Below are 20919 nucleotides of genomic sequence, written 5' to 3'. Positions count from 1 at the left end.
ATTATACACCACAAAAAATAACTACTAACCAATGATAAAATTCTTTAGAAAAATTAGAAAAAATTTGCTTTCTATAGGTAAAACCACAACATATTTTAAATATGCCATTGGTGAAATCATTCTTGTAGTTATAGGAATTTTAATTGCCTTAAGTATTAACAACTGGAACTCTGATAGAATTATAACAAATAAAAAAACCGATTATTTAATCCGTATTTCTGAAGAACTTAAAAATCAAATTGAAGATTTAAAATATGCTAAAGACGATGTTGCTTCTCAAATTAAAAGCAGTAAACGAGTTTTAAGCATACTTGATAGTAAAAACCCAGATTCTATACCTACTCTTAAAAAGCTTCTGGGCAATACGGCTACATTTTGGGGCATGACACTTTCCTATCCTGTTACTGATGAATTTATCAATCAAAATCTTCAAGCTCAAATAAAAAATGACTCGCTTAAATTGTACTTTAAATATTTTAGAGAAATTAGAGACGCTTTCGGTATTAACACGGATTATAACCAAACACAATACACCAATACTATAGAGCCCTATTTTGTTGAAAACATTAACTATAGCGAAATAGCTATAGATTATTTTAAAGATGGCCTGATACAAGGTGGTCCAAAAACGGATTATAATAGTCTTATATCAAGCATGGAATTATGGAACATTGCCACCTTTAAACTGGAAACGTTAAATACTGGTGAACGGTATATAAATGGACTTATTACTTTTTCAGAAAATATGATTTTGCAAATAGAAAAGGAAATTAAAGATCCTTAAAAACTACAAGTTGTAATTTCGGTAACCCGTAACGTATTTACCATACCTTTATCTTTTATAGGCATAGCGGCTAAACTAATTAACATATCGCCTTCCTCCAAATATCCTTTTTTACAAGCAATGGCATTTACATCTTCAATAGTTTCATCGGTACTTACAAACTTATCGTAAAAGAAGGCTCTCACACCCCAAAGTAAGTTCAGCTGCGTAAGAATTCTACGATTAGACGTAAACACTAAAATGTGTGCACTTGGTCGCCATGCTGAAATTTGAAAGGCTGTGTATCCACTATTGGTAAGCGTGGAAATTGCTCTGGCGTCTATTTCATTTGCCATATTTGCCGCATGATAACAAATAGATTTTGTAATATAACGCTTGGTACGAATATGCGGTGGTATTTGTGGTACTTTTATTAATTCTGAATCTTCAACACTCTTGATAATATCAGACATTTGTTTAATGACTTGAACAGGGTAACTCCCAACGGAAGTCTCTCCAGATAACATTACAGCATCAGCACCATCCATAACTGAATTAGCAACATCATTTACTTCGGCACGTGTTGGTGTTAAGCTAGAAATCATGGTTTCCATCATTTGTGTCGCTATAATTACAGGTATTCTTGCTTGCTTGGCCCTGAGGACTAACTTCTTTTGAATGAGCGGTACTTCTTCTGCTGGTATTTCAACACCTAAATCACCTCTTGCAACCATTAAACCATCGCAATAAGCTACAATTTTATCAATATTCTCAACGGCTTCTGGTTTTTCAATCTTGGCTATAATCGGAATTTTATGATCACTATGCTCGTTAATGAGTTCCTCCAATTGCATTAAATCTTCTGCATGACGTACAAAAGATAGTGCAATCCAATCTACTTTCATCTCAATAGCAAACAGCGCATCTTCAATATCTTTCTCTGTTAAAGCTGGCTGCGAAATATTAGTATTTGGTAAATTGACACCTTTTTTAGAACGTAATGGTCCTCCCTGAATGACACGTGCTTTAACTTCGCTTTTTTTATCGGTTGAAACAACTTCAAAAATTAATTTACCATCGTCCAAAAGAATTTTCTCACCCGGTTTAGCATCTTGTGGAAAACGCTCATAGGTCATATATACACGTTTTTTGTTGCCCTCAAAGCGTTTACCTGTTGCGAAAATAATCTCGTCTCCTTCATTAACTACAACTTCACCTTTCATATTGCCAACACGTAATTTAGGCCCTTGTAAATCAGCTAAAATGGCTGCATTATAGTCAAATTCATCATTCAATTCACGTATCATGGCAACACGTTCCTTGACATCATTATAATCAGCATGTGAAAAATTAATTCTAAACACGTTAGCACCTTCATCAAGCATGCCTTTTAGCACTTCTTTTGTACTTGTAGCTGGACCTAACGTGGCGACTATTTTGGTTTTTTTTCTTTTTAACATTAATAAAAAATTAAGTTGTTTTTTGATTTTAAATCTTCAGGAACAAGATTATATGCCGTGACTATTTGGGGAATATTGAGAATTTTATTCAAAATCAATTTCAATTTAGTTTGGCTTATATCCTCTTCCGTTATTTTTAAAAAATAATTCACTTTACGGTACTCTGGAATTAAATAGTGTGTTTTTGTAGTGGTTTGCGGGCTGTCAAAAAGTGATTCCGAAGTTTCGAGGGTTTCACTATCAACTTTACATATGTTAGAAACTAAATTCCATGTAATTAGTTTATTTTCGTCAAACCACTCAAAAATGGGGTAATACACCTGATTGTTAAAATCCACATCCTTATGATTTCTTGTTAGGTTTATATTTAAATACTTGTTTAAAAAATAAGCCAACCTATAATCTTCAATGGAGCAATGAATGCCTACCAATCCATAGTCATGTACGTCTAAAAAATCATCGAGAATTAGTTTTTGTACTGCCATCATCAATCCTATTGAATGTAAATATAGTGTTTAAAAGCATTATTTTTATAGCCTTTAAATTAAATTTAGCAATACGTTATTACGAAAACGTTATAGTTTATAACAATTTGTAGAAGACAATTAATATGCTCTTGAAATTTGATTTTGAAAAACAAAAAAGGCGCGTTTTGAAGCTTTTTCTTCAGCTTTCTTTTTTGAAGTTGCTCGCGCTTTTGAAACAATTTTATCATTAATAGATAGTTTAACCGAAAAATGACGAATATCATCATTACCTGTGTCCTCATAAACATTATAATCAAACGTCTTTTTTTCTTTTTGACACCATTCAATTAATAAGCTCTTGTAGCTAATGACTTTGCCCTCCAGTTTTTCAATATCTACATATGGAATAATGACCTTTTTGTAAATAAATTTTTCACAGTACTTGTAGCCTCTGTCCAAAAATATAGCTCCTATCAATGCTTCAAATAAGTTGCCATAAATGTTGTCACCAAACTGTCCTTTAGGAATTTTACTTTCAACCAAATCTACTAGGTTTAGGTCTTTACCCAATTCATTTAAATGTTCTCTACTGACTATTTTAGAGCGCATTTTGGTTAAATAGCCTTCATCACCACTAGGCACTTCAGTATATAAATGTGATGCAATAACCGAACCGAGCATAGCATCACCTAAAAACTCCAAACGCTCGTAGTTAATTGGATGCCCTTCGCTATCCTTGATGTTCATGGACCGATGGGTAAATGCTGTTTGGTAGAATTTAATTTTCCGAGGTTTAAAACCTAATATTTTCTGAATGGACACAAAAAAATTCCCGTCGTATTTAGAACGGGAATTTAATATGTTACGAATGTTCTTCATTCGAATGATTAATCTATTTTCTTGAACAGTACGCAGGCATTGTGTCCTCCAAAACCAAACGTATTGCTCATAGCTACTTTAACGTCGCGCTTTTGTGCTTTGTTTAATGTTAAATTTAATTTAGGATCAATATTCTCATCAACAACTTCATGATTTATAGTTGGAGGCACAATACCATGTTCCATTGCTAAAATAGAAGCAATAGACTCAATAGCACCTGCGGCTCCCAACAAGTGTCCTGTCATGGACTTCGTTGAATTGATATTAATATTTTTAGCATGTTCACCAAACACTTCAGATATCGCTTTGAGTTCAGCAACATCTCCTAGAGGTGTTGATGTACCATGCGTGTTGATATGATCAACCTCTTCTGGTTTAATTCCTGCATTCTCTAAACAATTTTTCATTACTGCAATAACTCCTATGCCATCAGGATGTGGCGCTGTCATGTGATGCGCATCAGATGATAGTCCACCACCCAATACTTCCGCATAAATTTTAGCGCCTCTTGCCTTCGCATGCTCATATTCCTCGAGAATGATAGCGCCCGCACCTTCCCCTAATACAAAACCATCTCTGGTTGCGTCAAAAGGTCTAGATGCCGTTTCTGGACTTTCATTTCTTGTAGAAAGTGCATGCATGGCATTAAAACCACCCATACCAGCAATGGTTACAGCAGCTTCACTTCCACCTGTTACTATAACATTACAGTGACCTAAACGTATATAGTTTAAGGCATCAATCATAGCGTTGGCCGAAGAAGCACAGGCAGAAACTGTTGTATAATTTGGACCCATAAAACCATGTTTAATGGATATGTTTCCAGGTGCAATGTCTGCAATCATTTTTGGGATAAAAAACGGATTGAATCTTGGCGTACCATCTCCAGCAGCAAAATTCAATACTTCGTCCTGAAAGGTTTCCAATCCACCAATTCCAGCACCCCAAATTACACCAACTTTAAGTTTATCTACAACATCTAGATCAAGTTTGGAATCTGCGATGGCCTCATCAGAAGCCACCATGGCATATTGCGTAAACTTGTCCATTTTACGAGCCTCTTTTCTGTCAAGAAAATCGGTTGCGTTAAAGTTTTTTAATTCGCAAGCGAATTTTGTCTTGAACTTTTCAGTATCAAAATAGGTTATAGGTGCAGCACCACTTTTTCCACTTACAAGAGCATCCCAATAGTCATCTTTGGAATTTCCTATAGGTGTTAAAGCGCCTAGACCTGTAACTACAACTCGCTTAAGTTCCATAAAGTTTGTTCTTATTTAGCTTCTTCTATATAGGAAATAGCTTGACCAACTGTTGCAATATTTTCAGCTTGATCATCTGGAATTTGAATATCGAATTCTTTTTCGAATTCCATAATTAATTCAACAGTGTCTAATGAATCTGCGCCTAAATCGTTTGTGAAGCTAGCTTCAGTTACAACTTCGTTTTCATCAACACCTAATTTGTCTACGATAATCGCTTTTACTCTTGATGCAATGTCTGACATAATCTTTTAATTTTAAGTTTTAATTAGTGGGCAAAAATAAAAAACTTTATTTTTATAAACACACCTTTAGTTTAAAAATGTGCTTGTAATTTACTAAAATTAGATTGAAGTAAATGCTTTTTGCCTTCTAATTGTTAATTATTATTCTTTTTTTTGTTGAACAATCTTAACATTATTGTCTGTAAATGAAATGAGCTTACGAATTTTGCAAAACACTGTGGTAATTTCAATTTGCGAATTACATCTGACATTAATTTTAAAATAAAAACCAACAGATGAAACGTATTGTAATTTTTGCGTCCGGAAGTGGTACTAATGCTGAAAATTTAATTAAGTTTTTTCACAACAGAGAACAAGCGTCTGTTATTCAAGTATTGACTAACAATCCTCATGCCAAAGTTTTAGATAGAGCAAAAAAACTAGGGGTTAGCGCACTGTCATTCAATAAAATAGCATTTACTGAAACAGATGATGTATTACATTTACTAAAATCTGTAAATCCAGATTTAATTGTATTAGCTGGTTTTTTATGGAAGTTTCCAGAAAAAATTTTAGAGGTATTCCCTAATAAAGTTATCAATATACATCCTGCATTATTACCAAAATATGGTGGAAAAGGTATGTACGGGAAATATGTGCATGAAGCTGTTGTTACTAATAAAGAAACTGAAACAGGCATCACGATTCATTATGTAAATGAGCATTATGATGAAGGTGCCATTATTTTTCAGGCAAGATGCGAAGTGACACCAACAGATACTGCCGAAGATGTTGCCAGAAAAATCCATGAATTGGAAATGACGCATTTTCCGAAGGTGGTTGATGACTTATTGAAAGCATAAAATAGATTCCCGTTTTCACGGAAACTAAAGATGAGCAAAAAAAAGAAAAAATACTACACTGTATGGAAAGGTCACCACACAGGTGTCTTTGAATCTTGGGATGATTGCAAGGCCCAAATAAAAGATTTTGAAGGCGCTCAATACAAATCGTTTGCAACGTTTGACGCAGCAAAAAAAGCTTTAAAAGGCAACTACAAAGATTATATTGGAAAGTCCAAAAAATTTAAAAGTGAGCTCTCTGAAGACCAGCTCAAAAAAATTGGAAAGCCAAACCTAAATTCCATAAGTGTTGATGCAGCGTCTAGTGGTAATCCTGGTAAAATGGAATACAGAGGCGTAGAGACTAAATCAAAAAAGCAACTTTTTCATCAAGGCCCATTTGACGAGGGAACTAATAACATTGGTGAATTTTTAGCTATCGTTCATGGTCTGGCTTTTTTAAAAAAACACAATAGTGATTTCATTATTTACACCGATTCAAAGACGGCTATAAGTTGGGTGAAAAAGAAAACCTGTAATACCAAACTAGAACGCACAGAAAAAAACAAACCTCTCTTTGAATTGGTTGACCGTGCGGTTACCTGGTTAAAAAACAACTCCTATAGTACAACTATTGTAAAATGGGAAACTAAAGCTTGGGGAGAAATTCCTGCAGATTTTGGTAGGAAATAAATTCGTTTTTAAGTCTTTAAAAAGCGTATATTTGCAGCAAATTTTGAAACCATTTTATGAGTAAGTTAGTAATTGTTGGAACTGTTGCCTTTGATGCCATTGAAACCCCTTTTGGAAAAACCGATAAAATACTTGGTGGCGCAGCTACTTTTATTGGCCTTGCCGCATCGCAATTTCATGTTGATGCTGCAGCTGTATCCATTGTTGGTGGTGATTTTCCTCAAGAATATTTAGATTTATTATCGGAAAGAGGGATTGATATTTCTGGTGTTGAAGTAATAAAAGAAGGTAAAACCTTTTTCTGGAGTGGTAAGTATCATAATGATATGAATACGCGTGATACATTGGCTACTGAACTAAATGTATTGGCAGACTTCAATCCTAAAGTCCCTGAAGATTATAAAGATGCCGAGGTAGTAATGTTAGGAAATTTACATCCTAACGTTCAAATGAGTGTGTTAGAGCAAATGGATACTAAACCTAAATTAGTGATTTTGGATACCATGAATTTCTGGATGGATTGCGCTTTGGAAGAACTGCACAATGTTATCAAAAAAGTTGATGTTATCACCATTAATGATGAAGAAGCAAGACAATTAACAGGCGAATACTCCTTGGTTGTTGCTGCGCGTAAAATACATGATATGGGACCACAATATGTGGTGATAAAAAAAGGGGAACACGGTGCTTTATTATTTCATGACGATAATGTTTTTTATGCCCCAGCTTTACCTTTAGAAGAGGTTTTTGACCCAACTGGAGCTGGTGACACTTTTGCTGGTGGGTTTGCTGGTTATCTTGCAAAATCTGGAGACTTGAGTTTTGAAAACATGAAGAATGCAGTTATTTATGGATCCACTCTAGCTTCTTTCTGTGTAGAGAAATTTGGAACAGAGCGCATGGTTAATTTAAAACCAAATGAGGTTCATAAACGTTTGCAACAATTCAAACAATTAACACAATTTGAAATCGAATTAGCATAATAAAACGCGCTCATAAATGGAGCGCGTTTTTTAATTATATACAGTAACATTTATTAAATTTAACTCACAACTAAACAATAATGAGTGACGCTTTAAAACATGAATGCGGAATTGCCCAAATAAGGCTTCTTAAACCTTTAGAATTTTATAAGGAAAAGTACGGTAGTGCCTTTTACGGTGTAAACAAAATGTATTTAATGATGGAAAAGCAGCATAATCGTGGTCAAGATGGTGCTGGTTTTGCAAGTATTAAATTAGACACAAAACCAGGAGAACGCTATATAAGTCGTGTACGCTCGATTGCTCAACAACCTATTCAAGATATTTTTGCTCAAATAAATGAACGTATCAATAAAGATTTAACAGAGCATCCTGAATACGCTGATAATGTTGCACTTCAAAAAAAGCATATTCCATACATAGGTGAGGTTTTACTGGGCCATGTACGTTATGGAACTTTTGGAAAAAACAGTGTAGAAAGTGTACATCCTTTTTTGCGTCAAAATAACTGGATGCACAGGAACCTGATTGTAGCTGGTAACTTTAACATGACTAATGTAAATCAGTTATTTGATGGTCTCGTAAATTTAGGACAGCACCCCAAAGAAAAAGCTGATACCATTACGATTATGGAAAAAATAGGCCACTTTTTGGATGATGCCGTTTCTAAAATTTATAAAAAATTAAAAAAAGAAGGCTATAGTAAAAGTGAGTGTTCACCATTAATTGCCGAAAGACTAAATGTAGCCAAAATATTGAAAAAGGCTTCTAAAAACTGGGATGGTGGTTATGCTATGGCTGGTTTGTTAGGTCATGGCGATTCTTTCGTTTTACGTGATCCTGCAGGAATAAGACCTGCCTATTATTACAAAGATGAAGAGGTAGTAGTAGTAGCTTCTGAACGACCTGTAATTCAAACCGTTTTTAATGTTGATTTTGATGATGTCAAAGAACTAGATCCTGGTCATGCGATTATAACCAAAAAATCTGGTGAAGTTTCTATAAAAAAAATCATAGAGCCTTTAGAACGAAAGGCTTGTTCCTTTGAACGTATTTATTTTTCACGAGGTAGTGATGCTGAAATATATCAAGAACGCAAGGAATTAGGCAAATTACTAATGCCAAAGGTTTTGGAATCTATCAATAATGATACTAAAAACACTGTGTTTTCATACATACCTAACACAGCTGAGACATCTTTTTTTGGTATGATTGAAACCGTTGAAGAACATTTAAATCAAAAGAAAACGCAGGCAATCCTCGATGGTAAAGGTGGTCTATCCGCAGAGACAGTTACTGATATTCTTTCAGAAAGACCCCGAATTGAAAAAATAGCCATTAAGGATGTCAAACTACGAACATTCATAACTGAAGATAGTAGCCGTGATGATTTAGTTGCACACGTTTATGATGTAACTTATGGTGTGATTAAACCCACTGACAACCTTGTAATTATTGACGACAGTATTGTTAGAGGAACAACGCTCAAGAAAAGTATTATTAAAATGATGGATCGCTTGCATCCAAAAAAGATTGTTGTAGTTTCTTCTGCTCCTCAAATACGTTATCCTGATTGTTACGGTATTGACATGGCACGATTGGAGGATCTTATTGCGTTTAGAGCCATGCTTGAATTACTTGAAGAGCATAACAAATATCATTTGGTTCAGGAGGTTTATGATAAATGTAAAGCACAAGTAAATTTAGAAGATAAAGAAGTTCGTAATTTTGTTAAAGATTTATATGCTGAATTTACAGCCAATGAAATTTCAAATAAAATAGCTGAACTAATTTCTGATGAAAACGTGAATGCTCAAGTTGAAACTATATTCCAATCAATAGAGAATTTGCACAATGCATGTCCAAAAAATTTAGGCGACTGGTATTTTACTGGAAATTATCCAACCGTTGGTGGAAATCGTGTTGTGAATAGAGCCTTCATTAATTTTTATGAAGGCAATAAGGAGAGAGCCTATTAAAATATTGAAAATGTGCATTTTATCTGAAAAAAAGTGCGTTTTAGCTAAAATAAATGCATTTCATCTATTTTATATCAAATTCTAAATAAATAAAAATTACATTAGTACCACCATAACATAAGTAGGTTAAGTTCATGGTAGATTTGGGGCAAAAAAAGCTGAACTTAGGTTCGGCTTTTTTTATTTTTCTCCGATTTTAAACAATCATTCAATAACTAAATTTCTCATTTAGTTTATTTTAGCCTAATTTATAAGTCGTTTATCTAATAATTTTTAAGTTTAGGAATAAGCAATGTTATATTTGCTTCACCATAACATAAGTAGGTTAAGTTTATGGTAGATTTGGGGCAAAAAAGGTGAACTTCTGTTCACCTTTTTTCATTTCCAATTCCAACCAAAGCGGAAAATTAATGAGTAGAAAATCTACTTACGATATAACTAAAAAAAGCGAACCCAATAGGTCCGCTTTACATAGTAATTCTTTACTAATTATTTTGCTTCAGCATATCTTCTTTCAACCTCATTCCAATTAATCACTTTGAAAAAAGCATCAATATAATCAGGTCTTCTATTTTGATAATTTAGGTAATAAGCGTGCTCCCAAACATCTAGACCTAAAATTGGTGTACCTCCACAACCTACGCCAGGCATTAATGGATTGTCTTGATTTGGCGTTGAGCAGACCTCAACTTTACCACCTTTATGAACACAAAGCCAAGCCCAACCAGATCCAAATTGTGTGGCTGCAGCTTTACTAAATGCATCAACAAAAGCATCTTTTGATCCAAATTCAGCTTCAATAGCATCTTTCAAATCTCCTGAAAGATAACCTTTGTCATTAGGATTCATAACTTCCCAAAATAATGAATGGTTGTAAAATCCACCACCATTGTTTCTTACTGCCATGTTATTCATGTCTAAATTAATAAGGATATTATCAATTGTTTTTCCTTCTAAATCAGTTCCCTCAATAGCAGCATTTAATTTTGTAGTATAACCGTTATGGTGCTTTGAGTGATGTATTTCCATTGTGCGAGCATCAATGTGAGGCTCAAGAGCATCATATGCATATTTTAATTTTGGTAATTCAAAAGCCATAATATTTTTATTTTAAGTGTTTATATTAATTTCCCTCAAATTTACGGATTATCAAACGCAATAAAAAATAATAAATACCTATCAAATCATTGATAGTTTTTATCTTGTGTTAAATTTAGCTCAATGACTGAAAGCAGTTCTTTTTTAATTTATAATGCTTCTGCTGGAAGCGGAAAAACTTTTACCCTTGTTAAAGAATATTTAAAGATTCTTTTTATCTCAAAAAGCTCAACGGCGTTTAAAAATATTTTAGCCATAACCTTTACTAATAAAGCTGCTGGCGAGATGAAATCAAGGGTTATTGATTCACTAATAACCTTCAAGAATTATTCTTCCGATTCTGAAAAAAGCCCCATGTTTCATCAAATTTGTAAAGAACTAAATCTTTCTGAAGCAACCTTAATCCAAAAAAGTTCTCAAATTTTAGATGCTATTATTCACAACTATGCTGCTTTTGATATTTCAACTATTGATGGATTTACACATAAACTTATTAGAACGTTTGCCTACGATTTAAAGTTACCACTGAATTTTGAGGTTGAACTAGATACCGACTCTTTGTTGACTGAAGCAGTAGATAGACTTATATCCAAAGCAGGAACTAACAAAGAACTCACAACGGTTCTAGTAGATTACGCCTTGGAAAAAGCTGATGACGATAAGAGTTGGGACATTTCAAAAGATTTGTATGCTATCTCCAAATTACTGGTGAATGAAAACGATATTCCCTTTCTACAAACATTGAGAGATAAAACACTTGAAGATTTTAAAACTTTAAAAAATAGCATAAAGAACGATTTAAAAACCACAGAGAATGGTATCATCTCAATTGCAAGCAACGCATTGACACTGATTGCAGAGTCTGGTCTAGAACATGATGATTTTAATAGAAAATCACTACCACGGCATTTTATAAATCTTCAACATAAAAATTTTCAAGTATCATTTGACTCAAATTGGCAAACAGATCTTATTGAAGGAAATAAAATTTATCCAGCACGCGTTTCAACAGACGTGGCATCTACTATTGAAGCTATTCAAGTTCAACTTGCCGCATTTTTTAACGAAACCACAGATTTGGTTTTTCATTATAAATTCTTGCAAGGGCTTTACAGAAATATAACGCCATTATCTGTTTTAAATGAGATTCAAAAAGAACTTACCGCTATTAAAGACGAGAAAAACGTTATTCTAATTTCGGAATTCAATACCTTAATAAGTAATGAAATAAAAGACCAGCCCACACCTTTTATTTATGAACGGTTTGGTGAACGGTTCAAACATTATTTCATTGACGAGTTTCAAGACACATCTGTATTACAATGGAAAAACTTAATACCCTTAATTGATAATGCGCTATCTTCTGAAAATGGAAGTACCATGCTGGTGGGCGATGCCAAACAGGCAATTTATAGATGGCGTGGCGGTAAAGCCGAACAGTTTATTGATTTGTTTAATAAGTCTAAAAATCCGTTTCATGTAGAAGCCAAAATTAAACCCCTTGAATCAAATTTTAGAAGTTTTAAGAATATTATAGATTTCAACAACAGCTTTTTTAATTATTTATCTGAAACACTTTTCAATAAGAATTCGCACAAAATGCTTTACAAAAGCTCCAGGCAAGATATTGAGAACTCAAATAATGGTTTTGTTGAATTGAATTTTTTAGATTTTGAGAATGATGATGATAAGGCTCATGTATATTCACAAAAAGTATATGAAACTATTTTAGATTGTATGGACCAAGGGTTTTCAATGAATGATATTTGCGTTCTTGTTAGAAAGAAAAAAGAAGGTATTGCTATTGCCGAATTTTTAAGTGCTTCAGGCATAAATATCATGTCATCAGAGACCTTACTGTTAAGCAATTCTGTACAGGTGCGGTTTATAAATAATATATTAAAGTTATTAATAGAGCCACAAAATCTTGAAGTAAAAGCGCATGTTCTAATTGAGCTTACAGCTATTTTCAATATAGAAAACAAACACAACTATTTAAAAACCCATATAGACTTAAATTTAAATCAACTCTTCAAAAGTTTTGAGCATCATGGCTACGTTATTAAGTATGAAGAATTACTCCAATTATCATTATATGATCTAGTTGAAACTATAGTGAGAGACTTTAATTTGGTGAAAGAATCCAATGCCTATGTACAATACTTTATGGATGTTGTTTTGGAATTTACTAATAAGCAGAACGCTGACATACAAAGTTTTATTGATTATTTTGACACCCATTCTGGTCGTTTAAGTATTGTTGCTCCAGAAGGTTATGATGCTGTTCAAATCATGACCATTCACAAATCAAAAGGGTTGGAGTTTCCTGTTGTTATTTTCCCTTTTGCTGAACTCAATATTTATAGAGAGGTTAACCCTCAAGAGTGGTTTCCATTAAACCCAGAAGTTTTTAATGGTTTCTCGTATGCCTTACTAAACTACACGAGTTCCTTTGAGAATTTTGGTGAAAATGGTATGGAAATATTTAACAAACATCAATCGGATTTAGAGCTTGACAATGCAAACTTATTGTACGTTGCCTTAACAAGACCAATTGAACAACTTTATATTATTTCAAAAAAAGATATTAGTTCAAAAGGTGTTGTAAACAACAATACTTTTTCAGGTTTTTTTATAAACTATTTGCAACAACAAAACATTTGGGATGACCAAACTTTAAACTATTCATTTGGAGAAAAAACTAGAGATTATCGCAAGGAAAGCCATCAAGACAACATGATTGAACTGCATGAGTTCACAAGTGTTGATAGAAAAGATAACAATATCAAGATAATAACAAATGCTGGATATTTATGGGACACGTCCCAAAAAGAGGCTATTGAAAAAGGAAATTTAGTCCATGATATTATGGCTTTGATAAAAACCAAAGACGACATTGCATATGCGTTCAGCCAATTTTCAATGGAATACAAGATTGACAAGAACCAAGCAAGTCATTTAAGGGCCATTATTGAAGAATTAGTATCTCATCCGCAATTGAATGAATATTTTAATGGACAAAACAACATTTATATTGAGCGAGATATTGTTTCACCAAATGGTGAAATTATAAGACCTGACCGATTAGTCGTTTTTCCAAACAACGATGCTGTAATTATTGATTACAAATCTGGATTAGAAAACAAAAAACATGAAATACAACTTGAAAATTACGAAGTTACCTTATCAAAAATGACTTTTAACATTATTAAGAAAATACTCATTTATATAAATGATGGAATTCATGTAAAAGAATTTTAAATTTGCATCAAATACAAAAACTATGTACGGAAACATTCAAGATCATTTAAAAAAAGAAATTCAAACCATTAAAGATAATGGCCTATATAAAACCGAACGCATAATAACGTCTGCTCAAGGAGCCGAAATAACCTTGAATACAGGAGAAACCGTTTTAAATTTCTGTGCCAACAACTATTTAGGTCTCTCTTCTCATCCAGAAGTAGTTCAAGCTGCAAAAGATGTTATGGATACACATGGTTTTGGCATGTCATCAGTTAGATTTATTTGTGGAACACAAGACATACATAAAGAACTTGAAGAAAAAATCGCTGATTTTTATAACACTGAAGATACCATTCTTTACGCAGCAGCATTTGATGCAAATGGCGGTGTGTTTGAGCCTCTTTTAGGTCCTGAAGATGCCATTATTTCAGATTCATTAAACCATGCTTCCATAATTGATGGCGTTCGCTTGTGTAAAGCGGCCAGGTACCGTTATGCAAATAATGATATGGCTGATTTAGAAAAACAACTTATTGCAGCAAATGAAAGTGACGCCAGGTTTAAAATTATTGTAACAGACGGTGTATTTTCAATGGATGGTTTAGTAGCACCTTTAGATAAAATTTGTGATCTCGCAGACAAGTACGATGCCATGGTCATGATTGATGAGTGTCATGCAGCTGGTTTTATTGGAGAAACAGGTCGTGGAACACTTGAGGAAAAAAAGGTTATGGGTAGAATAGATATCATAACAGGCACTCTTGGAAAAGCACTGGGTGGAGCCATGGGTGGTTATACAACAGGAAAAAAGGAAATAATTGATATTTTAAGACAACGTTCAAGACCATATCTCTTCTCTAATTCTCTAGCACCTGCAATAGTAGGGGCTTCAATAAAGGTGTTTGATATGCTAAAAAATGATACAACCTTAAGAGATAAGCTAGAATGGAATACTAGTTATTTTAAAAACGAAATAAAAAAAGCAGGTTTTGATATAGTTGATGGTGATTCAGCTATAGTTCCAATCATGTTATATGATGCCAAATTATCGCAAACAATGGCAAATATGTTATTGGAAGAAGGTATATATGTTATAGGTTTCTTTTTTCCAGTAGTACCCAAAGAAAAAGCACGTATTAGAGTGCAATTATCTGCTGCTCATGAAAAAGAACATTTGGATAAAGCTGTTTCTGCTTTTATAAAAGTTGGAAAAACACTCGAAATTATTTAAATTTTTTAGGACAAACAATGACATTTTAGGTTAATTATCCAATATTTTTCTATATTTGTCTTTGTTAATAATATTTAACAACTTACTTTTGCTTACAATTAACACTTAAAAATTAAATTTTTGAATATGAAAAATCTTAGCAGATTATTGTTCGCTATGTTGCTTATTTTAGGTTTAAGCAATACTTACGCACAAGATGAGGACAACCCATGGGCTATCAGTTTTGGTATAAATGCGGTTGATTTTTATCCAACTGGTGAAGACGCTCCACTTGGAGGTTATTTTGATGAATTCTTTAACTCAGAAGATCATTACAACATTTTACCTTCATTGTCATCCGTTTCAGTGGCACGCTATGTAAACAGCGGGTTTTCTGTAGGTGCAACTGCGTCTATCAATAAAATTGATAAATTTGGTGACGACCGTGATAGATATAACGAAGTTACTTATTTCGGATTAGACGGTATTGTAAAATATAGTTTTGCTGATTTGATTGGCTCAAACTGCATTGACCCTTATTTAGGCGTTGGTGGTGGTTACACTTGGGTTGACAAAATCGGTGCAGGTACTTTAAACGGTACTTTTGGTCTAAATTTCTGGGTTACAGAAAATATTGGCTTAACAGTTCAATCTTCATATAAGCATGCATTCGAGGATTATTTAGATACACATTTCCAACACACTGCTGGTGTAACTGTTAAGTTTGGTGGAAAGGATACTGATGGCGATGGCATTTATGACAAAGACGATGCTTGTCCTGAAGAATTTGGTTTAGCTGAATTTAATGGTTGTCCTGATTCTGATGGCGACGGTATTGAAGATGGAAAAGATTCTTGTCCTCAAGAAGCTGGTCCTGCTGAATTTAACGGATGTCCTGATTCTGATGGTGATGGCATTGCTGATAAAGATGATGCTTGTCCAACTGAAGCTGGTCCAAAAGAATTAAATGGATGTCCAGATGCTGATGGTGATGGTATTGCTGATAAAGATGATGAGTGTCCAAATGAAGCTGGTCCTGCTGCTAACAATGGTTGCCCTTGGCCAGATAGAGATGGTGACGGTGTTGTTGATAAAGACGACCAGTGTCCAGATTTAGTAGGTACTGTAGCAAACAATGGTTGCCCAGAAGTTACTGAAGCTGTTAAAAAAGCATTAAACGCTTATGCTAAAACTATCTTATTTGATACTGGAAAATCAACTATCAAATCTCAATCTGAAGAAGTTTTACAAAACATTATTGATATCTTAAAAGAATATCCTAATGCTAGATTCTCAATTGATGGTCATACTGACAGTGTGGGTAGTGAGTCATTAAACCAAAAATTATCTCAAGAAAGAGCTAGTTCGGTTATGAATTACTTAATCACTAACGGTATTGCTTCAAGTAGATTAGAGCATGCTGGTTATGGTGAGTCAAGACCAATTGATTCTAACAAAACTAGAGCTGGTAGAGCAAACAACAGAAGAGTTGAAATTAACTTAATTAAGTAATTAATTAGATTTTTTCACTAATTATATAGAAAAACGCCTCGAATATCGAGGCGTTTTTTATTTTTATAATATGGCTACATTTATTAGTGATGTTTTACAGGATTTAAAAAAATCAAAAACAGATTTATCAAATTTAATTATTGTCCTACCCAGTAAACGTGCAGGCGTTTTCTTTAGACATGAACTTTCTAAAATTACTGAACAACCTGTATTTTCACCTGAAATTTTTAGCATTGAAGCATTTGTCGAGGAACTGTCTCAATTGCAATCCATTAACAATGTAGAGCTACTGTTTGAGTTTTATTTAGTTTATAAAGAGCTAACACCTAGTAATAAACAAGATAATTTTGAGACATTCTCTAAATGGGCACAAATACTCATTCAGGATTTCAATGAAATTGATCGCTATTTAATCTCTGAAGAATCCATTTTTGATTATCTATCAGCTATACAGGAAATAAACCATTGGTCATTAAATGAGAATCCCACAAGACTTGTAAGTAATTATTTAGACTTTTGGAAACGGCTCAAGGTTTACTACAAACAGTTTACAAATCACCTTATCAACAAAGGCTTCGGTTATCAAGGGCTTATTTATAGGGAGGCTTTGGAAAACGTTCAAAATTACATAGAAAATACATCTTCAAAAATGCATGTGTTTTTAGGTTTTAATGCCCTAAACACCGCTGAAGAAACCATTATTCAAGAGTTACTACAAAACAATCTAGCAAAAATATATTGGGATATAGATGAGGGTTTTTTTAATGCAAAAAACCACGATGCGAGTCTATTTGTAACCAAGTACTATGACAATTGGAAATACTTTAAAAAGAATCCTTTTAATTGGGTATCTAACCATTATTCCAAAGCAAAACAAATTGACGTGATAGGCGTACCAAAAAATGTGGGGCAATCAAAATATATTGCCACCATATTAAACAACTTAAAAGCGAACAATCATACGCTTGATAAAACCGCGTTGGTTCTAGGTGACGAATCGCTTTTAATTCCTGTTTTAAATTCTATCCCTAAGCACATAACCGCTTTAAACATTACCATGGGATTACCTTTAAAAACAATTCCATTAGCAACCCTATTTCAGCATTTATTTTTAATTCATAAAAACCCATCTTCTTCTTTCTACTATAAAGATGTATTAAATATATTATCACATGCATTTATAACGCCTTTATTGCAAATTGATGATGAAAACCACCTAAACAAGATCACTAAAACAATAAAAACAAATAACTTAATTTACATCTCAATAGCCGATTTAATTAAAATAAGCCCAACACATAAACTACTATTTGAAACTTTGTTTGCCAACTGGGATAATAATGTATCTAAAGCTTTGGAACAATGTCAATCTTTGATACTAAAAATAAAAAATGCTCTTACCCTTAATAAAAAGGAAAACATACTATCATTAGAATACTTATTTCATTTTAACTCACTGTTTAACGAGCTTACTCAATTAAACTCAGAATACGCTTTTTTAAATTCTGTTTCATCTCTTTATAGTGTATATACTGAACTACTGAATTCTGAAACCTTGGACTTCAAGGGTGAGCCTCTAGAAGGATTACAGGTTATGGGTATGCTCGAGTCTCGTGTTCTAGATTTTGAAACAGTTATTATTTCATCTGTTAACGAAGGCACATTACCTTCGGGAAAAACTCAAAACTCCTTTATTCCTTTTGATGTAAAAATTGAAAATCAACTGCCTACCTATAAAGAAAAAGATGCAGTATATGCCTATCATTTTTACAGACTAATACAGCGAGCAAAAAAAGTATTTATTCTTTATAATACCGAAGTTGATGCGCTTTCAGGCGGTGAAAAAAGTAGGTTTATTACCCAACTGGAACTAGAAGATATTCACGAAATTAATCACAAAACAGTTGTTCCTAAAGTTCCAAAAACAGAAAACCCTCTAATTGAAATTCCTAAAACAGATTCTGTTCTTAAAAGTATAGAAACCTATGCAGCAAAAGGGTTTTCCCCTTCAGCTCTTACTAGTTACGTTAGAAATCCCATTGATTTTTACTTTCAAAAAGTTTTAAAAATCAAAGAACAAGATGATATTGAAGAGACTATTGCAGCAAATACACTAGGAACTATTATACACAATACCCTAGAAGAATTCTATGAACCTTTTGTAGGTAAAAATATAACAGTTGAGAATATCGATTCAATGAAATCCAATGTTGATAGAACAGTTACAAAATATTTTAAAGAAGTTTATAAGGAAGGGGATATTTCAAAAGGCAAAAACCTCATTATTTTTGAAATAGCCAAAAGATATATTAATAACTTTTTGGATTTAGAGGCTACGGATTTAAAAAATGGTAACACCATTGAAATCATTGCAGTTGAACTAGAAAATCGTTTGGAGTTAGATATACCAGAATTACACTTTCCAGTATTTTTAAAAGGTACTGTAGATCGTGTTGATAAAAGAAATGGAGTCGTTAGAATTATTGATTACAAATCAGGTAAAGTAGATAAAAATAAACTTGAGATTATTAACTGGGAAGATATCACTTCAGATTATGACAAGTATAGCAAATCGTTTCAAGTTTTGTCATATGCCTTAATGATGGATGTTTTTAATAGATTCAATGAGCCTATTGAAGTAGGTGTCATTTCATTTAAAAATTTAAATGAAGGCTTCTTAAAGTTTGCAAAAAAAGATAAGCCTGGAGCTTACGCTAAAAAGATTGAGTCCTTGAACGAGGAGCTTTTAAATGATTTTTACAATGAATTGAAAAACCTAATCATTGAAATTTGTAATCCAGATATTCCTTTTCTGGAGAAAGAAATTAAATAATCTATTATGTTTACGGTTTCTGTTGATCCAAAATTAATTGAGCATTGCAAAGTCATGGTTTCAAAACATGATTTTGGTAAACGTTTTACGGCCAATGGGACTAAAGAACAACAACTTACTGGCATAATTGGTCAATCTGTTGTGATGGATTTCTTCGGTAAGGGTTATGTTGATGGTTCTTATGGTTTTGATGAAGGCGTTGACTTGGTATTTGCTGACAAAACTATTGATGTAAAAACTATGGGAAGAACTACTGCCGTAAAATCTGGTTACACAAATAATTTTTTAAAACTTCAGGATTATTTTGATACCGATATATATATATTTTGTAGCTATCACAAAATCAAACAGGTTCTAACCGTTTGTGGTTGGATTTCAAAAGAAGATTTTGTGGTAAAAAGACGTTTTTATCCAAAAGGCAGTATCAGAACACGTTTTGATAAAACCACATTTACAACCTTCGCAGATTTGTATGAAATTGATAATAAGGATTTAAATAATGTTAACTCAATAACGGATTTAAAAAATCAACTAAAATAAAAAACCGTTCTTTTCAGAACGGTTTTGTGGAGCATATCGGATTCGAACCGATGACCTCTACGCTGCCAGCGTAGCGCTCTAGCCAACTGAGCTAATGCCCCAGATTATTTTATTCCACTCAACACTAAAACTGGCAATGTCGAACTATAAAAATCTTTTTTCAATATAGTATTATTCTCCCAGAGTTTAGTAAAAAACCCTCGCTTTCGTCTTACAACACACAATAAGTCTGGATCATTATCTTTGTAGTGTTCTAATACACCTTGAAATGTTGTTGCGTTCTCGCTTTTTGTGGTATTGGTAATCAATTTTGCTAATTCAGGATTTACATCAAAATCACCTTCATTGTAAAACGGTGTCTTAACCAACAGTAAATTCACAATAGATTTAAACTGGTCTTTTATAGAAATTAATGGTTTTAAGGCATTTTCTTTTCTAATCACGGCCGATTTTAAAGCCATTAATATATAAATAATGGGTTTGAATTTTAAGCCTTCAGGAACAATTAAAGCTGGAATGTTGGTCTGTTTTATAATCTTTCCAGAGGTTTTACCTAAATACACCTCTTCGTTTACTGAATTGGTTCTAGGTTCTATCATGATTAAATCAATATCCAATGATTGGCAAACCAATTCTAACGTGTCAATAAGTTTTCCTTTAAAAGTTTTTACAATTACCTCAACACCCTTGGTGTTCACTTTTTTCACATGACTATGTAAAAAATCAAGACTTTCTCTCTCTAAAATATGATCAACCTTAATCATTGTTCCTGCCTTAGTGTATACATTATAGACTTGAACTACATATAATTTTGCTCCAAAAACTTTCGCGAAATCTACCGCATACTGTAAATGACTTACCGCATTTTTAGATGATCCAACAGGAACTAAAATATTCTTCATAATCAATAATTTAAAAACTAAATTTACAA

At 33.2% G+C, this 20919-nt stretch carries 17 protein-coding genes and 1 tRNA gene; 10 read left to right on the top strand and 8 right to left on the bottom strand.

The features are described from left to right. Nucleotides 1–31 precede the first annotated feature (31 nt). Nucleotides 32–784 (top strand): DUF6090 family protein, encoded by a 753-nt coding sequence (locus C1S72_RS08580; RefSeq protein ID WP_104735197.1) that lies wholly within the window; start codon nucleotides 32–34, stop codon nucleotides 782–784. Here the strand turns inward: C1S72_RS08580 and pyk are convergent. The 5 genes from pyk to C1S72_RS08555 all read right to left on the bottom strand — a co-directional run bounded on the left by pyk (nucleotide 781) and on the right by C1S72_RS08555 (nucleotide 5073). After that, a complete protein-coding gene (gene pyk, locus C1S72_RS08575) occupies nucleotides 781–2223 on the bottom strand; it encodes a pyruvate kinase (protein WP_104735196.1) in 1443 nt (480 codons plus the stop codon). The genes C1S72_RS08580 and pyk overlap by 4 nt on opposite strands. After that, a complete protein-coding gene (locus C1S72_RS08570; RefSeq protein WP_104735195.1) occupies nucleotides 2223–2708 on the bottom strand; it encodes an IPExxxVDY family protein in 486 nt (161 codons plus the stop codon). Before C1S72_RS08570 ends, pyk begins: the two co-directional genes overlap by 1 nt. Nucleotides 2709–2828: 120 nt before the next feature. Next, nucleotides 2829–3569 carry a ribonuclease III gene (gene rnc, locus C1S72_RS08565; protein ID WP_104735194.1) on the bottom strand — a complete coding sequence of 247 codons (741 nt, stop codon included), beginning with the start codon at nucleotides 3567–3569 and terminating at the stop codon, nucleotides 2829–2831. 8 nt (nucleotides 3570–3577) lie between these two features. Beyond that, nucleotides 3578–4828, bottom strand: a complete 1251-nt coding sequence (gene fabF, locus C1S72_RS08560) for a beta-ketoacyl-ACP synthase II (protein WP_104735193.1) — start codon at nucleotides 4826–4828, stop codon at nucleotides 3578–3580. 11 nt (nucleotides 4829–4839) lie between these two features. Continuing rightward, nucleotides 4840–5073: an acyl carrier protein gene (locus tag C1S72_RS08555; protein WP_008269813.1), complete on the bottom strand. Its 234-nt coding sequence runs from the start codon at nucleotides 5071–5073 to the stop codon at nucleotides 4840–4842. A gap of 275 nt (nucleotides 5074–5348) precedes the next feature. Between C1S72_RS08555 and purN the strand changes: the two genes are divergently transcribed. From purN to C1S72_RS08535, 4 genes are all read left to right on the top strand, one after another. After that, on the top strand, nucleotides 5349–5915 hold the full coding sequence (gene purN, locus C1S72_RS08550; RefSeq protein WP_104735192.1) for a phosphoribosylglycinamide formyltransferase: 567 nt from the start codon (nucleotides 5349–5351) through the stop codon (nucleotides 5913–5915). Nucleotides 5916–5945: 30 nt separating this feature from the next. Beyond that, nucleotides 5946–6587, top strand: a complete 642-nt coding sequence (locus C1S72_RS08545; protein WP_104735191.1) for a ribonuclease H1 domain-containing protein — start codon at nucleotides 5946–5948, stop codon at nucleotides 6585–6587. 56 nt (nucleotides 6588–6643) lie between these two features. Next, on the top strand, nucleotides 6644–7570 hold the full coding sequence (locus C1S72_RS08540; protein ID WP_104735190.1) for a PfkB family carbohydrate kinase: 927 nt from the start codon (nucleotides 6644–6646) through the stop codon (nucleotides 7568–7570). A gap of 80 nt (nucleotides 7571–7650) precedes the next feature. Continuing rightward, nucleotides 7651–9549, top strand: a complete 1899-nt coding sequence (locus C1S72_RS08535) for an amidophosphoribosyltransferase (RefSeq protein ID WP_104735189.1) — start codon at nucleotides 7651–7653, stop codon at nucleotides 9547–9549. A gap of 489 nt (nucleotides 9550–10038) precedes the next feature. Here C1S72_RS08535 and C1S72_RS08530 read toward each other — a convergent pair whose 3' ends face one another. Further along, complete coding sequence (locus tag C1S72_RS08530; RefSeq protein ID WP_104735188.1) at nucleotides 10039–10647, bottom strand: superoxide dismutase; 609 nt, start codon at nucleotides 10645–10647, stop codon at nucleotides 10039–10041. Between the two features lie 123 nt (nucleotides 10648–10770). Between C1S72_RS08530 and C1S72_RS08525 the strand changes: the two genes are divergently transcribed. The 5 genes from C1S72_RS08525 (at nucleotide 10771) to C1S72_RS08505 (ending at nucleotide 19988) form a co-directional block, all read left to right on the top strand. Then, nucleotides 10771–13908: a UvrD-helicase domain-containing protein gene (locus tag C1S72_RS08525; RefSeq protein ID WP_104735187.1), complete on the top strand. Its 3138-nt coding sequence runs from the start codon at nucleotides 10771–10773 to the stop codon at nucleotides 13906–13908. A 22-nt stretch (nucleotides 13909–13930) separates the two neighbouring features. Continuing rightward, entirely contained in the window at nucleotides 13931–15124 is a 1194-nt protein-coding gene (gene kbl, locus C1S72_RS08520) for a glycine C-acetyltransferase (protein WP_104735186.1), read from the top strand. A 126-nt stretch (nucleotides 15125–15250) separates the two neighbouring features. Beyond that, on the top strand, nucleotides 15251–16615 hold the full coding sequence (locus C1S72_RS08515; protein WP_104735185.1) for an OmpA family protein: 1365 nt from the start codon (nucleotides 15251–15253) through the stop codon (nucleotides 16613–16615). Nucleotides 16616–16685: 70 nt separating this feature from the next. Further along, nucleotides 16686–19448 carry a PD-(D/E)XK nuclease family protein gene (locus tag C1S72_RS08510; RefSeq protein ID WP_104735184.1) on the top strand — a complete coding sequence of 921 codons (2763 nt, stop codon included), beginning with the start codon at nucleotides 16686–16688 and terminating at the stop codon, nucleotides 19446–19448. 6 nt (nucleotides 19449–19454) lie between these two features. Beyond that, nucleotides 19455–19988 carry a hypothetical protein gene (locus C1S72_RS08505; RefSeq protein ID WP_104735183.1) on the top strand — a complete coding sequence of 178 codons (534 nt, stop codon included), beginning with the start codon at nucleotides 19455–19457 and terminating at the stop codon, nucleotides 19986–19988. A 27-nt stretch (nucleotides 19989–20015) separates the two neighbouring features. Here C1S72_RS08505 and C1S72_RS08500 read toward each other — a convergent pair. Together C1S72_RS08500 and C1S72_RS08495 are read right to left on the bottom strand one after the other, a co-directional pair. Continuing rightward, nucleotides 20016–20089, bottom strand: a tRNA-Ala gene (locus C1S72_RS08500). Between the two features lie 3 nt (nucleotides 20090–20092). Continuing rightward, the gene (locus C1S72_RS08495; protein WP_104735182.1) at nucleotides 20093–20890 is read right to left on the bottom strand and encodes a universal stress protein; all 798 of its coding nucleotides are present in this window, start codon (nucleotides 20888–20890) and stop codon (nucleotides 20093–20095) included. Nucleotides 20891–20919 lie beyond the last annotated feature (29 nt).

Origin of the sequence: Hanstruepera ponticola, from assembly GCF_002940745.1 — a bacterium.
In the GTDB taxonomy this organism is placed as follows: Bacteria; Bacteroidota; Bacteroidia; order Flavobacteriales; family Flavobacteriaceae; genus Hanstruepera; species Hanstruepera ponticola.
Note: the sequence above shows the minus strand (reverse complement) of the source record. Positions and strands in the feature narration are given on the sequence as shown.